The organism is Mesorhizobium robiniae (assembly GCF_040545535.1).
GTDB classification, from domain to species: Bacteria; Pseudomonadota; Alphaproteobacteria; order Rhizobiales; family Rhizobiaceae; genus Mesorhizobium; species Mesorhizobium robiniae.
Genome location: NZ_JBEPMC010000006.1, coordinates 89497 through 105172 on the forward strand (window position 1 = coordinate 89497; position 15676 = coordinate 105172).

General features: G+C 61.8%; 12 protein-coding genes. 6 read left to right on the forward strand and 6 right to left on the reverse strand.

Annotated features, from left to right (window positions below):
* Positions 1-64: 64 nt before the first annotated feature.
* The gene (locus ABID19_RS17575) at positions 65-1048 is read left to right on the forward strand and encodes a TAXI family TRAP transporter solute-binding subunit (protein ID WP_354492258.1); all 984 of its coding nucleotides are present in this window, start codon (positions 65-67) and stop codon (positions 1046-1048) included.
* Between the two features lie 67 nt (positions 1049-1115).
* Positions 1116-3713: a TRAP transporter permease gene (locus tag ABID19_RS17580; protein WP_354492259.1), complete on the forward strand. Its 2598-nt coding sequence runs from the start codon at positions 1116-1118 to the stop codon at positions 3711-3713.
* A gap of 44 nt (positions 3714-3757) precedes the next feature.
* Here the strand turns inward: ABID19_RS17580 and ABID19_RS17585 are convergent, their stop codons facing one another.
* From ABID19_RS17585 to ABID19_RS17605, 5 genes are all read right to left on the reverse strand, one after another.
* Complete coding sequence (locus ABID19_RS17585; protein ID WP_354492260.1) at positions 3758-4807, reverse strand: L-idonate 5-dehydrogenase; 1050 nt, start codon at positions 4805-4807, stop codon at positions 3758-3760.
* On the reverse strand, positions 4804-6210 hold the full coding sequence (locus tag ABID19_RS17590; protein WP_354492261.1) for a TRAP transporter large permease: 1407 nt from the start codon (positions 6208-6210) through the stop codon (positions 4804-4806). Before ABID19_RS17590 ends, ABID19_RS17585 begins: the two co-directional genes overlap by 4 nt.
* A gap of 3 nt (positions 6211-6213) precedes the next feature.
* The gene (locus ABID19_RS17595) at positions 6214-6786 is read right to left on the reverse strand and encodes a TRAP transporter small permease (protein ID WP_352930053.1); all 573 of its coding nucleotides are present in this window, start codon (positions 6784-6786) and stop codon (positions 6214-6216) included.
* 80 nt (positions 6787-6866) lie between these two features.
* Complete coding sequence (locus tag ABID19_RS17600; protein WP_352930054.1) at positions 6867-7841, reverse strand: sialic acid TRAP transporter substrate-binding protein SiaP; 975 nt, start codon at positions 7839-7841, stop codon at positions 6867-6869.
* Between the two features lie 79 nt (positions 7842-7920).
* Positions 7921-8640, reverse strand: coding sequence for a FadR/GntR family transcriptional regulator (locus ABID19_RS17605; RefSeq protein ID WP_352930057.1), 720 nt, complete (start codon positions 8638-8640; stop codon positions 7921-7923).
* 342 nt (positions 8641-8982) lie between these two features.
* Here ABID19_RS17605 and ABID19_RS17610 point away from each other — a divergent pair, with 342 nt between their 5' ends.
* Entirely contained in the window at positions 8983-11505 is a 2523-nt protein-coding gene (locus ABID19_RS17610; protein WP_354492262.1) for a DUF4396 domain-containing protein, read from the forward strand.
* A gap of 26 nt (positions 11506-11531) precedes the next feature.
* Complete coding sequence (locus tag ABID19_RS17615; RefSeq protein WP_354492263.1) at positions 11532-11969, forward strand: YqaA family protein; 438 nt, start codon at positions 11532-11534, stop codon at positions 11967-11969.
* Between the two features lie 127 nt (positions 11970-12096).
* Here the strand turns inward: ABID19_RS17615 and ABID19_RS17620 are convergent, their stop codons facing one another.
* Positions 12097-12654, reverse strand: coding sequence for a hypothetical protein (locus ABID19_RS17620; protein WP_354492264.1), 558 nt, complete (start codon positions 12652-12654; stop codon positions 12097-12099).
* A gap of 156 nt (positions 12655-12810) precedes the next feature.
* Here ABID19_RS17620 and ABID19_RS17625 point away from each other — a divergent pair, with 156 nt between their 5' ends.
* Both ABID19_RS17625 and ABID19_RS17630 read left to right on the forward strand, forming a co-directional pair.
* Entirely contained in the window at positions 12811-14268 is a 1458-nt protein-coding gene (locus tag ABID19_RS17625) for a TolC family protein (protein WP_354492265.1), read from the forward strand.
* A gap of 17 nt (positions 14269-14285) precedes the next feature.
* On the forward strand, positions 14286-15644 hold the full coding sequence (locus ABID19_RS17630) for a multicopper oxidase family protein (RefSeq protein ID WP_352930070.1): 1359 nt from the start codon (positions 14286-14288) through the stop codon (positions 15642-15644).
* The last annotated feature ends 32 nt before the right edge of the window (positions 15645-15676 follow it).

Genomic DNA, 15676 nt, shown 5'->3' on the forward strand with positions numbered 1-15676 from the left:
ACGTGCCTTGACACCAACACACCGGACGGCCGCGACGGCACGCAAAGTACCAAGGGAGAACCAGATGATACATGCCCGGATTGCACGCCATGGAGCGCAGATCGCCGCCTTGTCGGCCGCGCTGCTGTTTTCGGCCAGCGCAATGGCGCAGCAGAATTTCGTTACCATCGGGACCGGTGGCGTCACCGGCGTCTACTATGCCGCCGGCGGTGCTATCTGCCGCCTGCTCAACAAGGATCGCAAGACACACGGCATCCGCTGCTCGGTCGAATCGACCGGCGGATCGGCATTCAACGTGAACACGATCAAGGAAGGCGAACTCGACTTCGGCATGGCGCAGTCCGACGTCCAGTTCAACGCCTATAAGGGGCTGGAATCATTCAAGGACGGCGGCGCCCATTCCGACCTGCGCGCGGTTTTCTCGATTCATCCGGAGCCGTTCACGGTCCTCGCGCATCCGAATGCCGGCGTGACGAAATTCGAGGACTTCAAGGGCAAACGCTTCAACGTCGGCAATCCCGGTTCCGGAACGCGCTCTTCCATGGAACGCCTGCTTGGTGCGATGGGTTGGACGTTGGCCGACTTTTCGCTCGCATCGGAGTTGAAGGCTGACGAGCACGGCCCGGCGCTCTGCGACGGCAAGATCGACGGGTTCTTCTACGGCGTCGGTCATCCCTCAGCGAACATCCAGGATCCGACGACCACCTGCGGTGCCAAGCTGGTGCCGTTGACTGGAGAGGTGGTGGACAAGCTTGTCGCGGAGAATCCTTACTACGCCAAGGCGATCATTCCGGGCGGTCTCTACGCAAATAATCCCGATGATACCGGGACTTTCGGTGTGCTCGCCACGCTGGTTACTTCGGCCAAGGTTCCCGACGAGAGCGTCTATCAATTGACCAGGGCCGTGTTCGAGAACTTCGACGAGTTCAAGTCGCTGCACCCGGCTTTCGCCCATCTCGAGCCGGCCAAGATGGTGTCGGAAGGAAATTCCGCGCCGCTGCATCCAGGTGCTGAAAAATATTTTAAGGAGAAGGGCTGGCTGAAGTAAGCTTCGTGATTGACGACAGCCCGGCGGGTCCAACGGACCCGCCGGGCCATCCGCAGCAGGAGGCGTCATGAGCGAAGTCAAGGAACAACCGGCCGGCGTCGATCTCGGTGAGCTCGAACAGCTTGTCGCGGAGGCCGATACCGGTGGCAGGCATCCCAGCGGAACAGTCGCTCGAATCCTGCTCTGGGTTGCCGTTGCGTGGTCGCTTTTCCAGCTCTGGTACGCCTCGCCTTTGCCGTTCGTGTTCGGCTTCGGCATCCTCAATGATACGGAAGCGCGCGCCATCCATCTCGGCTTCGCGCTGTTCTTGACCTTCCTCGCCTATCCGGCGCTGAGATCCTCGCCCCGCGATCGTGTGCCGCTGCTCGACTGGGTGCTGGCCGTAGTCGGCGGATTTGCCGGCGCTTATCTCTTTCTCTTTTACGTCCAGCTTTCCGGACGGCCGGGCCAGCCGACCACGCTCGATCTCATTACCGGCACTGTTGGTATTTTGTTGCTCCTCGAGGCGACGCGCCGCGCGCTCGGCCTTCCGATGGTAGTCGTGGCATGCGTCTTCATCTTCTACACCTTTGCCGGCCAGTACATGCCGGACGTGATCCAGCATCGCGGTGCATCACTCACCAAGTTTCTCAACCATCAATGGCTGACCACCGAAGGCGTCTTCGGGATTGCACTTGGCGTATCGACGAGCTTCGTCTTTCTTTTCGTCCTGTTCGGCACGCTTCTGGAAAAGGCAGGCGCCGGCAACTGGATGATGCAGATCTCCATCGCCCTGCTCGGCCATCTGCGCGGCGGCCCGGCAAAAGTCGCGGTGGTCTCGTCGGCTCTTAATGGCGTCGTGTCCGGCTCGTCCGTCTCCAATGTGGTTTCAGGCGGCATCTTCACCATCCCGTTGATGAAGCGCACCGGCCTTTCCGGCGTCAAGGCGGGCGCCATCGAGGCCGCGGCCTCGATCAACGGCCAGATCATGCCGCCCGTCATGGGCGCGGCTGCCTTCCTGATGGTCGAATATGTTGGCATTCCCTATTCGGAGATCGTCAAGCACGCGCTGTTGCCGGCGGTTTTTTCCTACATAGCACTGCTCTACATGGTTCATCTCGAAGCGATAAAGATGGACCTGAAGACGATCCCGCAGCGTCCGACGCCGGCAAGAGAACGAATGCTGCGGATGGGGCTGGGGCTGTCCGGCAGCATTCTCGCCGTCTGCATCGTCTATTACGGCATTCTTGCTATCCAGGCTGTCTTCGGTGGGGCGGCGCCGCCGGTGCTCGCAATCGGCGGCGTGGCTCTCTATGTCGCCTCCGTCTGGTATTCCTCCCGCTATCCGGACCTCGCACTCGACGATCCGAACGCGCCAATCCTGGAACTGCCGCGTGCCTGGGACGTCACGCGGACCGGGCTCGATTTCCTCATCCCAATCGCCGTGCTTCTGTGGTGCCTGATGGTCGAGCAGATGTCGCCCGGCCTCTCCGCGTTCTGGGCGACCGTTTCAATCCTCGGCATCGTCGCCACCCGCAAGCCGCTGATGGCGGTATTCCGTAACGAAAACCTCGCCGCCTCAGCCCGTGCCGCCTGGGACGACGTGATCGACGGGCTGGCGCTTGGCGCCCGCAACATGATCGGCATCGGTATCGCGACCGCCACCGCCGGCATCGTCGTCGGCACGATCACGCTGACCGGTCTCGGCCTGATGATGACGGAACTCGTCGAACTCATCTCCGGCGGCAACGTCATCCTGATGCTGATCCTGATCGCCGCGATCAGTCTTGTGCTCGGCATGGGTATTCCGACCACCGCTAACTACATCCTGGTCGCCACACTGATGGCGCCGGTCGTGGTCGATCTCGGCGCGCAGGCCGGATTGCCAATCCCGCTGATCGCGGTCCACCTGTTCGTCTTCTACTTCGGCATCATGGCCGACATCACCCCACCCGTCGGGCTGGCGGCCTTCGCGGCGGCGGCGATTTCCAAGGAGGATCCGATCGCCACTGGTTTCCAGGGCGCACTCTATTCGCTGCGTACGGCGATCCTGCCGTTCGTTTTCATCTTCAATCCGGCGATCCTGCTGATCGGAGTCGATACCTGGCCCCAGACGATATGGGTCGCAACCGTGTCGCTGATTGCAATATTGCTGTTTTCGGCCGCGACGATGAACTGGTTCGTGACGAGAAGCCGCCTGTGGGAAAGTGCGGCCCTGCTTCTCATCTGCTTCACGCTGTTTCGGCCGGACTGGTGGCTCAACCAGGTGTCGCCGCCTTACGAAGAATTGCCGGCGAGCGAGTTCTTGTCAGCGGTCGGGCAAACGCCGGCCGATGGCCGCATCAATTTTGTCGTAGAGGGTGTCGACATCATGGGCGAAGATGTGCGCAAGACGGTCAACGTGCCGCTCGGCGAGCCGGGCGAACCGCTGAAGCGGCTGCGCGACATCGGTCTTACCATCACGCAAGCGGGCGACGCGCTGATGATCAGCAACGTCGATTTCGGATCCTACGCCAAGCGCATCGGGCTGGACGTCGGATATGACGTGGTGGCGGTGCTCAAAAAGGCCGACCAGCCCTCAAGCCTCATTCCGATCGGCCTGGCGCTTGCAGCGGCCGCCGGCGTCGCCGGGCTGCAGTTTGCGCGGGTGCGCAAGCAGGCGGAGGAAGGCGGGTCGGTGCGCTGAGTCTGGAGCGGTTGATAACTGCTGGTGGCAGGCGCCGGGAAACCTCAGTCGGCGGTCAGCACGACCTTGACGCTCTGCGAGCGGTCGGCGGCCAGGGCAAACGCATCGCGGGCCGAGGCAAGGGGGCGTTCGGCGGTTACCAGCTTCAGGACGTCTATATCTCCGCCGACGATGAGGTCGACCGCCTGGTTGAATTCCGCGCCGAAACGGAACGTGCCGTTCAGGTTGATTTCCTTGGCCATCACCGCATTGGCCGCCACGGGGATCTGACCGCCCGGAAGATTGCCGACCTGAACGACCGTGCCGCCGCGCCGGACGCTGGCGATCGCCGCCGCGAGGCCCGCTGCGGTGCCTGAAATCTCGAACGCGATATCGATCGCCTTGTCGGACGCGAGCGCCTTGAGCTCCTCGTCGCCGGCAAACAGGTCGATCGTCCTGTTTGCCCCAAGTTTGCTGGCGAAGGCGAGCGGCGCCGCTGCTATGTCGACGACGGTGACGTCGCCACATCCCTTGAGCCTGGCGGCGAGCATGGTCAGAAGCCCGATGGGACCGGCGCCGAACAGGATGACGTTGCGGCCGGCGATATCGCCGGCCCGTGCCACAGCGTGCAGGCTGACGGCGAGCGGCTCTGCGAGTGCCGCCGCTTGGTAGGCGACATCATGCGGGACCTTGACGCATTGCGCGGGCGTGGCGTCGAACAGGCTGGCAAAACCACCTTGCATGTGCGGCGTTTTCGACGCCGATCCCATGAAATAGATGTTCTCGCAGAGATTGGCGCGGCCCTCCGCGCATCGCGGGCATCGTCCGCACCAGCGCGACGGATTGACCGCCACGCGATCGCCGACGGCCAGCCCAGGCGCGTCCGCGTTGATTTCGACGATCTCTCCGGCGACCTCGTGGCCGAGCACCAGCGGCGATGTGACGACAAAATCGCCGGTCCGCGCATGACGGAAATAGTGCAGGTCGGAACCGCAGATGCCGCCTGCGCCAAAGCGCACGCGAACCATCCCCGGCGCGAGGGGGCCGAGCGGGTGCTCGACGACCCGCAGATCCTCAGGGCCGAACAGCGTCGCGGCGACTGCCCTATCGATCATCGGATCAGTCCCATTTGCGTTGGCAGCCATAGCGTGATGGCGGGGATGAAGGTGATCAGGATCAGCGCGGCGATCAGCGGGACGAGCCACGGCAGAATTGCCATGGTCGTACGCTCGACCGACAGCTTGGCGACCCGCGAGAGGACGAACAGCACCATGCCGAGCGGCGGATGAAGTAGGCCAATCATCAGATTGAGCGTCATGATCAGGCCGAAATGCACCGGATCGATTCCATAGAGCACCACGATCGGCAGGAGGATCGGAACGAGGATCGTGATCGCGGCGATCGTATCGAGGAAACAGCCGACCACCAGCATCAGGATGTTCACCAGGATCAGGAACACCCATTTGTTTTCGGTCAGCGACGTGATGAAGACCGAAAAGAGCTGCGCCGCCTGACTGACCGTGAGCAACCAGGCGAAGATCGACGCTGCGGTGACGATGAAGAGCACCGACGCGGTCGTTTCGATCGTGTCGAAACTGGCCTTCGCCAAGGCTGCGAATGTCATCGTGCGATAGCGCACGAGCCCCAGAAACAACGACCAGATAACGGCGGCCATGGCCGCTTCGGTCGGCGTGAACCAGCCCATGGTCATGCCGCCGATCAGGATGATTGGTGTCATCAGCGCCATAACGGCCGAGAAGTCGAAATACCAGTCGCAGGCGATCAGGACGACGAGCGCGATGCCGACGGCAACATTGAGCGACAGTCCCATCTGGACAAGGACATAAACGGCCAACGGAAAGCAGCACACGACGGCCACCTCGATCGAGGCGGCGGCGAGCCGGCTCAATTTGAACGGCGTGTCCGAGCCCCAGCCTCGGCGGTAGGCGAAGATCGCGACTGTCACCATCATCAGCACCGTCATGACAACGCCTGGCAGGATGCCGGCCATGAACAGCGCGCCGATCGAGACGTTGGCCATCATGCCGTAGATGACGAAGGGAAGTGACGGCGGGAAGATCGGGCCGAGCGTCGAGGAGGCCGCGGTGACGCCGACGGCCGCCTCCACGGGATAGCCATGGTCGCGCATCGCCTTGATCTCGATGGTGCCGATGCCGGCGGCGTCGGCAAGGGCTGCGCCCGACATTCCGGCGAAGACCACCGATCCGATGATGTTCACCTGGGCGAGGCCGCCCTTCATCCAGCCGACAAGTGCGAGCGCAAAGGAATAGATCCGCCCGGTCACGCCGGCGATATTCATGAGATTGCCGGCGAAGATGAAGAATGGCACGGCAAGCAGCGGAAAGCTCTCGACCCCGGCGATCATGCGCTGCGCGGCAATGATGTCGGGCGCCACGCCATAGAAGACGAGGTAGAGCAGCGACGACACCGCCATCGACACTGCGACCGGCACGCCGACAAGCATCAGGACGAGAAAGGCTCCGATCAGAAGCAGCATGGCCTATTCCCCCAGTCCGTCGAACGCGGCGGGGCGCTCCAGCGCCGAGTAGCCGCGGCGGATGTTGCCGATGAATACCTGGATAGCGCGCAGCATCATCAGCACGAAACCGGCGAATACGGCGTAGAAGACGACGTTGCGCGGCAGGTTGATGGTGACCATCCGTTCCCGGTGGACGATGCCGACATAGCGCCAGAGAAGCCAGGACATATAGGCGAAGAAGCAAATGGTGATCAGATTGACCGCAAGCGCCAGGTAGCGCCCCACGCCTGCGGGGAGATAATGATAGAGCACGTCGACATGGATGTGGCGCGTGGTGCGCGTGCACATGACCGAGCCCAGGAAGACCACGACGACGAGGCAGTTGATGGCGATCTCCTCGGTCCAGGCAAAACTGTTGTTCATGACGTAGCGCGTGAAGAACTGCAGGAAGACGCAGAACGACATGCCCCAGAACACGGCGAGCGTGACCCAGTCCTCCACCGCGTATCGCGATAGATCGACGGGCTGGGTTTCTTCCTCGAATGCATGCGCCAGTTCTTCGGGGGTGACCTGGGTGTGGACTTCTTGGGTCATCGGCAAGCTCCGGACACTGTTGGGACAGCGGGCTCAACAGACCCGACGCGCTTGTCGCGCCGGGCCCGGATTGATGCAGGTTACTTGACGGCGCGGATCGCCTCCCAGTCTTCCTTGCGGTAGCCGAACTCCTCGAACGTCACCTTCTCCATCACGTTCTTTTCGAAATCAGCGCGATCGACTTCGGTGACGGTGAGGCCGCGCTCCTTGAAGGTTTCAACCAGGGCCTTCTCGCGATCGACGATGACCTTCGTCGCTCGCGCGGCCGCTTCCTGCATTACTTCGGTGAAGATCGCCTTGTCCTCGTCCGACAATTGCGACCAGCGCGATTGCGACACGATCGTGTTGAGATGATCGACGATGTGCCCGGTCAGGATTATGTGCTTTTGCACTTCGTAGAACTTCTTGGCGTCGATGGTCGTCAGCGGGTTTTCCTGCGCTTCCACCGTGCCTTGCTGCAAGGCGAGATAGACCTCGGCGAAGGCGATCGGCGCGGTGTTCGCGCCGCAGGCGCGCGGCATGGCGAGATAGGCCGGCACATCAGGCACGCGGATCTTCAGACCCTGCATGTCGGCGCATTTCTCGATCGGCCGGTTGGAGGTCGTGTGACGCGTGCCGTAGTAGGTGGTCGCTGTGATGTGATGGCCGGACGCCTCTTCGTAGCCGCCGGTCAATTCCTTGTATTTGTCGCTCTTGGTGTAAGCGAGCAGATGATCCGCATCGCGGAAGATGAACGGGAAGTAGGTCACGCCGATCGGCGGATATTCGCGGGCGGCGAAGCTCGATCCGGAGATGATGATGTCGACCGTGCCGAGGGTCAGCCCCTGGTTGATGTCGGCTTCCTTGCCGAGTTGCGAGGCCGGAAAGACGTCGATCGTATAGCGGCCGTCGGTGCGCTTTTTGATCTCTTCCGCCGCCCAGACGGACTCCGTGTGGAAGGGTTCGGACGTTTCGTAAACATGAGCCCATTTCAGAGCGGTCTGTGCAGAGGCCGAAGCCATGGGCAGAGCGATTGCGGCGATCGTGCCGAGCAGAACGGCGTATTTTCTCAACATCATATTCCTCCCTGTGATTGGATTTGCCCGTGATTGAATTTGGACCATTGCCGACAGGATCCTCCCGGTCGGCCGCTTCCTATTCCGCGACCTCCCTGGCCACGGATTTCTCACCGAAATTGCGTGAGAATCTCAGCTGCGACTGCCGCAGATGTTCCTGCATGGCGGCCTTCGCCCGTTCGGGCTGGCGCGCCGCGATCGCGTCGCGCACCGCGCGATGCTCCTCCGCGGCGGCCCGCCAGGATTCCCTGTTCTCGAAATAGCTCGACAGGAGTTCGAAATAGGGGTTCATGCGCTGGTCGAAAAGCTCGCCGATGCAGCGCACCAGGACGGCGTTTCCGAGAATACCCGCCACCATCGTATGGAACTCGCGGTCGAGCGCGATCGTCGTTTTGGTCGGGTGAGGTATGTCCTCCATCCGGCGCAGCACGTCGTCCATATGTTCGATGTCGATCGGCCGAACGTGGAGGGCGGCTTCGGCGGCGATCGCCCCTTCAATGAACTCGCGTGCCCGCAACAGCTCGAACGGGCCTTCATCCATCTCTGCCGTCAAGACGTCAGCACGCGGCCGGTCGGTGACATAGATGCCGGAGCCGACGCGAATGCGTATGCGCCCCTCGACCTCGAGCGCAATCAGCGCTTCACGGACGGTCGGCCGGGAGATGCCCAGCTGGTCGGCCAGTTCGCGCTCCGTCGGCAGGCGATCGCCGACTGCGAACTCGCCCGCGTCGATCAACTGCCTAAGCTGATCGGCGATCTGTCGGTAAAGTCGGCGCGGTTCAACGGCCTGGATCGGCATTCTTACCTAGCTCTACTTCAACAGCATCATCGAACTGAACTCGGATCGGTAAATTGGTCTGACCTATTCGATCGAAAAGTGCCGCGAATAAAACGGAGAGTCAAGGCGCGGGGACACTCATGGAACTCATTCTGCGTGACCTTCTTGGAAACGACGGATCGACCAAGGCTGGACGGCGCCTCTTGACCTTCCAGCAACTGGAAGACTTATCGCGTGGTTTCGCCGCCAGAATCTCCGGGAGTTTCCAAGGGGAGCAGCCAATGACGCGGCGCGTTTCAGGGAGGCGGCCGAAACAGTCCGTCGCTCTAGGTCAGTGGAGAGAAAACCGACAGGAGTTCTGCAGTGTTCGTACAGCCCGTCGACTACTTTCTTGCAGTCTGGTTCGTTCTAGCGGGCCTCAGTACCGCTTATGTGGCGTGGGATCAGTTCCGCAACAATCCCGAACCCGTGGTGATGAAATGGGGCTTCATCCTGGTCACCCTCTATATGGGGCCGCTGGGATTGCTGATTTACGTGCTGGCCGACAAGGAGCCGCGGCCGGGCGAACACGAGGCGTTCACCAAGCCGCTCTGGAAGCAAGGCGTCGGCTCGACGATTCACTGCGTTGCCGGCGACGCCACCGGCATCATCCTCGCCGCGGCAATCACCGCCGCGCTTGGGCTGCCGATGTGGATCGATCTCATCGTTGAGTATGTTGCCGGATTCGCCTTCGGCCTGTTCATCTTCCAGTCGCTGTTCATGAAATCGATGATGGGCGGCACCTATTGGGAGAATGTCCGCAAGAGCTTCATGCCGGAATTCATCAGCATGAATTTCATGATGGCGGGCATGGCGCCGGTCATGAGTTTCCTGATGATGGGCAGCGACATGCGAGCGATGGAGCCGACCGAGCTCCTGTTCTGGGGCGTGATGTCGCTTGGCGTCATCGTCGGGTTCATCACTGCATATCCTGCCAACGTATGGATGGTGGCCCGTGGCCTGAAGCACGGGCTGATGACCGAACGCGAACCGGGATTCGAGAAGGCTGGGGAAGGCGGGATAGCGGGGCACAGTCACGACGAGGAAAAGCACAAGCCTGAACCGACGGGAGATCGCTCAAGCCACAGCGCTCACGCGCGCGTCGATGAACACGCCAACCCTGGACATGGCGGGGCGGGCGGAAATCCCGGGGTGAGCCATCATGGTTCCGGCCACGGATCGACGCATGGGGAAGCGGGCATCGCTGCCTTTGCGAGGATCGGCCGTCATCCGCTTCATCCTATGCTCGTGCCGCTTCCGATCGGGTTTTTCGTGGCGGCACTGCTTGCCGACCTCGCCTATTGGCTTACGGCTTCGCCGACAACGGCGAGCGCAGCCACATGGTTGATTGCCGGGGGCGTCGTGACCGGCGCCGTCGCCGCTGCCGCGGGTCTGGCCGACTTTTTGGCAAACGCCGAGATTCGCGCGCTCTACCACGCACGCTATCATCTCGCCGGAAACATCGCGGTTCTGGCGATAGGAGCGGCCAGCCTGTGGTTGCGAGGTTCGGTGGGTGAGGCCGATGCCGTGCTGCCCTGGGGCCTCTCAATGTCCGCTGCAGTCGTTGCGCTGTTGGCATTCACGGGATGGCATGGAGGCGAGATGGTCTTTGGCCACGGCATCGGCATGCAGCCGCATCAGCATGGAGCTGGGCACAGGGTCCCTCGATCCGGCCACGACTCCTCCCATGGCAATGGGGGAGGCGGGTCGGGTGGTCGGCATGGCGGTCACGGGATGGAGCCGGATGCAACCGTCCCGCAACTCGCGGCCTTCGGGGGCGTGTCCGTGCTGGCGCTGGCGCTCGGCATGATCGCTCCGGCCAATTGGGTGAACCTCACCCTCAGTGCGCGAGACGTCGGCGGCGCCATCATGCCGCCCGGCATGATCATGGACCGCGACACGCCGGCTGCAGCAATGCTTGACATGGCCGCAGTGCATCCTCGCCTGGTTACGGCCAGCCATGGCCTGGAGGTTCGCGGCGACCGGGAACTGGGAGCCAGGATGGAAAACGGGGTGAAGGTGTTCGATCTGGAAACGTCGGTCATCCGCTGGGCGATCCTGCCGGACGTGAAAGTCGATGCCTATGCGATCAACGGTCAGGTTCCGGGCCCGCGGCTGCATATCCGGCAAGGCGACCGGGTGCGCATCAACGTCACGAACCGCCTGCCGGAGAGCACGACCCTGCACTGGCACGGGTTGATCCTGCCGAACGAAATGGATGGCCCGGCCGAGATCACGCAGGAGCCGATCCCGCCCGGCGGCAGCTATCGATACGAATTCACGGCGGGCCAATCGGGAACCTATTTCTATCACTCGCATGACCATGTCGATCGCCAGCAGGCGCTCGGGCTCTACGGCGCGCTTATCATCGATCCCGCCAATCCTCAGGACGAGATTGCGGCCGACCACGAGTATGTTATCCAGCTTCAGGAATGGCTGATGCGAGAGGGCCTGACTTTTCCCTCGATGCCGATGGATGGCGGGCAGCCGAACTATTTTACCATCAATGGCCGCGCCTATCCGTCAACGGACACAATCAGGATGAAGGTCGGCGAAACTCTGAAAGTGCGCTTCATCGGCACCAACAATGGGTTTATCCACCCGATGCACATCCATGGCGGTCCATTCGAAGTTGTCGCCCGCGACGGCGAGACGATTCCGGTTCCGGCCCGTTTCCTTGCCGACACGGTCAACGTCGGGCCAGGGCAACGCTACGATGTCGTCTGGCAGGCGCGTCGTCCCGGAAAATGGCTGATCCACTGCCATATCGGGCATCATACGACCAACAACAATGTCGAAGAGAAGGGCGGTGGCGGACTGATGGTCGTGATCGATGTGCAACCCTGAACCCCGCTCCGCAAGGCGAAGCGTAGATGGATATCTTTGCCATCTACGGCGGCCTGTTTGCTGTCGCCTTCGCCGCGGCGACCATCCTTCCGGCGCAGTCGGAGGCGGCCCTTGCAGGGCTCCTCGCCACAGCTTCCTTCTCACCCGCAATGCTGGTCCTTGTCGCCAGCATAGGCAATGTCCTGGGTTCGGTGGTGAACTGGGCTCTTGGTCGAGGGATCGAACGCTTTCGGGACAAGTCCTGGTTTCCGCTGCGTCCCGCGATGCTCAACCGTGGCATGAGCTGGTATCGCCGTTATGGAAAATGGTCGCTCCTGTTAAGCTGGATGCCGATCATCGGCGATCCCCTGACCGTGGTCGCTGGGGTTTTGCGTGAGCCGCTATGGAGCTTTGTCGCAATTGTCGCCGTCGCGAAGATCGCGCGTTATCTGGTCGTCGCCGCAGCGGTGCTGGGCCTGATGTAAAACCGAATTGGCAGGCAGTTGTGTTCACTTTTGGTTGCACCGCAGCAAAGTGGCCGCCACGACCTTGACAAATCAGACGAACAATTGTCGGAAGGGTGTGATGAGGACTCATGGTCGATTCACGATCCTAGGAAACATACCGCTCCGAGCAATGCTGGCGGTCGTGTTCCTGGTCATGTCGGCTCTTCAGCCTGGCCTGTTCGCCACAGCCAATGCGACGGGTTTTCACGCCGGGGCGGATCTCCAGGCCGGAATAGATCTCCAAGCCGAGACATCCGCACACGACATGGGCCATCACGACGCCACGGCGACGGATGACACGGACACGTCGAAGCATCATCACGGCACCAAGCAATCCGCCGACAAGAGCTGTGAAGTCCATTGCGCGCCGGCGAATGCGGTGCCGGTCGACTGCCCTGACTTGGAGCATGTCGTCTCCCGCTGCTTTGCGCCCGTCATTGCCGTCACTTTGCCGCTTGGCGAATACACAGCGCTCATAAGGCCTCCCAAACACATCTGAACTGACGCGCCCTCGTCGGGCATTCGCGCGCTGCGTCGGGAATCCGTTCCCGCGCGGCCAAACGCATACGTCAAGCTTCAGGTCTACAATGAAAATCGCAAGCTCCGCGATGCTGCTCGCATCGCTGTTAGTTACCGGATGTGCGGCAACCACGCCGCCGGACATCCTTCCCGCCTTCAATCCGGCCGATCCCGCAATGGGCGTCCGTGATGTGCACTACCACCCGGTCGTCGCCGACTATCGCCACCGGGAGCCAGTCGATCCGCAGAATTGGCGGCGTCTCAATCAAGAACGTTCTCCCGCGAACCCGGGAGCCGGATCATGACGCGCCGGTTCATGACCATAGCTGCGATGGCGACCATCCCGCTGATCGCAGCCGGATGCACGACCAGCGGCGATCTTGATGGCATGTCAGCCCCGATGGCCGGCTTCACGACAGTCGCGGCGCGTGCCGAATCCGTGACCGGCAATCAAACGGTGTGGGTGCAATCCAGCGAGGAAGCACGAACGCTCTCAGAGCGCGTGAAGCGCCTTGTCCAGAAGAGGACAATCGGCCCGGACACCGCGGTGCAGGTCGCCTTGCTCAACAACAAGGGCCTACAGGCCGCCTATGCCGAGATCGGCCTGTCGGCGGCCGACATGTGGCAGGAGACGATGCTCGTCAATCCGACGATCTCCGTCGGCATGATCGGTGTTGATCCTGTGCGGACGATTGAAGGAGCGGTGGTCAGCAACATACTTGCGCTGGCGACCCACAAGCGGCGCGTCGCAGTCGCGGATGCACGTTTCCGTCAGGCCCAGCTCCGCGCCGCCGAAGAAACGCTACGGCTGGCTGCGGATACGCGGCGGGCCTGGATCAATGCTGTCTCGGCCTGGGAGAGCGTTTCCTATTTGAACAAGGCGCAAGCCGCGGCCGACGCTGCGTCCGAACTCGCTAAAAAACTTGGGGATACGGGCGCTTTCACGAAGACTGGCCAAGCCCGCGAACACGTCTTTTATGCCGAGATCACCGGTCAGGCGGCGGAAGCGCGGCTCGCCGCGCGGGCTGCCAAGGAAAAGCTCACCCGGCTGATGGGTCTATGGGGACCGGACGTCGATTACTCGGTCCCCAACGTGCTTCCAGCCCTGCCCAAGGGGGCCAAGACCAAACGCGCGATCGAGGCCGAGGCGCTAAAAAATCGCGTCGACCTCGAGATCGCGAAACTTGAGCTGGAAGCGCTGGCGAAGTCCTATGGTCTGACAGAGGCGACGCGCTACGTCAGCGACCTGGAACTACTTTCCGGCGTGGAGGTGGAACGCGAAGAGTCGGAGGAGGGCGGAACGGAGACGAGTGTCTCGCCCACCCTGGAGCTCGAGTTCGTCATTCCGATCTTCGACACCGGCAAGGCACGCATGCGCAAGGCCGAACTTGCCTACATGCAAGCCGCAAACCGGCTCGCGGAAAAGGCGGTCAACATCCGGTCGGAGGCCAGATCCGCCTATGACGCCTACCGTTCGACCTACGACATTGCCCGGCACTATCGGAACAATGTTGTGCCGCTGCGAACAAAGATCGAGGCGGAGTCGGTCCTCACCTACAACGGCATGATCACCAACACGTTCGAGCTGCTGGCGGACACACGCGCGAAAATCAGCTCGATCATGCTTTCCCTCAACGCCAAGCGCAATTTCTGGCTGGCCGACGTCAATCTCGGAACCGCCATCCACGGCGGCGGCGCGAGTTCGTCCGGGGGCGGCGACGCACCGGCCGCCGCCGAAGCAGGCGCCGAAGGCCACTGATCTCAAGGAGAAGAGAAATGCTTTCAAGACGTCAGTTGTTAGGCGCGGGAGCCCTGCTCGCCGGCGCCACTGCATGGACCAAAACGTCCGCGATGGGGCTGCCCGACGCTCCAATCATGGAGTCCCCTGATATGCAGCCTCCGATCTTCCCGACGAGCGGACCGGACTACCAGCCGGTCGTGACGCTCAACGGCTGGACACTTCCGCATCGCATGAACAACGGCGTGAAGGAGTTCCACCTCGTGGCCGAGCCGGTCGAGCGCGAGATGTCGCCCGGCATGACTGCCTATCTCTGGGGCTACAACGGTCAATCTCCCGGTCCGACCATAGAGGCGGTTGAGGGCGACCGAGTCCGCATTTTCGTAACAAACAAGCTGCCGGAGCACACGACGATCCATTGGCACGGCATGATCCTGCCCAACGGCATGGACGGTGTGACCGGTCTTACCCAGCCCGGAATCCCGCCCGGCAAGACCTTCGTCTACGAGTTCGACCTCGTGAAGAGCGGCACATTCATGTACCACCCCCATGCCGACGAAATGGTCCAGATGGCGATGGGCATGATGGGCTTCTTCGTCATTCATCCCAAAGACCCGAAATTCATGCGCGTGGACCGCGATTTCGTGTTCCTGCTGAACGCCTTCGATATCGAACCGGGGTCATACGTCCCGCGCATCATGGAGATGACGGATTTCAATCTCTGGGGCTGGAACAGCCGCGTCTTTCCGGGAATCAGTCATCTTCCAGTGGCGAAAAACGACCGGGTCAGGGTCCGCGTCGGCAACCTGACCATGACCAATCATCCGATCCACATGCATGGCTACGACTTCGAGGTGACCTGCACCGATGGCGGCTGGGTTCGGCCGGAGGCGCGGTGGCCGGAAGTGTCGATCGACATCCCCGTCGGCGCCATGCGGGCTTATGAGTTCGAAGCCAAATACGAGGGCGACTGGGCAATCCATTGTCATAAGTCGCACCACACAATGAACGCCATGGGCCACGACGTGCCCACGTTCATCGGCGTCGACAACTCGAAAGTCACCGACAAAATCCGCCGGGTCCAGCCAGAATACATGGCCATGGGTGACCGCGGCATGGCCGACATGGGCGAGATGGAGATGCCGCTTCCCGACAACACGATTCCGATGATGAGCGGCTGGGGCCAATTCGGCGCCATCGAGATGGGCGGCATGTTCTCAGTCGTGAAGGTTCGCGAAGGCCTGGCCTCGAACGATTACGCCGATCCGGGATGGTACCAGCATCCGGAGGGAACCGTGGCTTACGAGTGGAAGGGAGATGTACCCGCTCCGACGAAATCAGGCGACGCAAAAACGATGGCCCCGGCAGCGCACGGCGGTCACGGCAAACAGGGATGAGAAACCGAAACCCCTCAACCTCAACCCTTCAA

Excerpts from the sequence above, each read along its gene's own strand:
- ABID19_RS17575 (WP_354492258.1), top strand. The coding sequence starts at position 65 with ATGATACATGCCCGGATTGCACGCCATGGAGCGCAGATCGCCGCCTTG.
- ABID19_RS17580 (WP_354492259.1), top strand. The coding sequence starts at position 1,116 with ATGAGCGAAGTCAAGGAACAACCGGCCGGCGTCGATCTCGGTGAGCTC.
- ABID19_RS17585 (WP_354492260.1), bottom strand. The coding sequence starts at position 4,807 with ATGATCGATAGGGCAGTCGCCGCGACGCTGTTCGGCCCTGAGGATCTG.
- ABID19_RS17590 (WP_354492261.1), bottom strand. The coding sequence starts at position 6,210 with ATGCTGCTTCTGATCGGAGCCTTTCTCGTCCTGATGCTTGTCGGCGTG.
- ABID19_RS17595 (WP_352930053.1), bottom strand. The coding sequence starts at position 6,786 with ATGACCCAAGAAGTCCACACCCAGGTCACCCCCGAAGAACTGGCGCAT.
- ABID19_RS17600 (WP_352930054.1), bottom strand. The coding sequence starts at position 7,841 with ATGTTGAGAAAATACGCCGTTCTGCTCGGCACGATCGCCGCAATCGCT.
- ABID19_RS17605 (WP_352930057.1), bottom strand. The coding sequence starts at position 8,640 with ATGCCGATCCAGGCCGTTGAACCGCGCCGACTTTACCGACAGATCGCC.
- ABID19_RS17615 (WP_354492263.1), top strand. The coding sequence starts at position 11,532 with ATGGATATCTTTGCCATCTACGGCGGCCTGTTTGCTGTCGCCTTCGCC.
- ABID19_RS17620 (WP_354492264.1), bottom strand. The coding sequence starts at position 12,654 with ATGTCCGGCGGCGTGGTTGCCGCACATCCGGTAACTAACAGCGATGCG.
- ABID19_RS17625 (WP_354492265.1), top strand. The coding sequence starts at position 12,811 with ATGACGCGCCGGTTCATGACCATAGCTGCGATGGCGACCATCCCGCTG.
- ABID19_RS17630 (WP_352930070.1), top strand. The coding sequence starts at position 14,286 with ATGCTTTCAAGACGTCAGTTGTTAGGCGCGGGAGCCCTGCTCGCCGGC.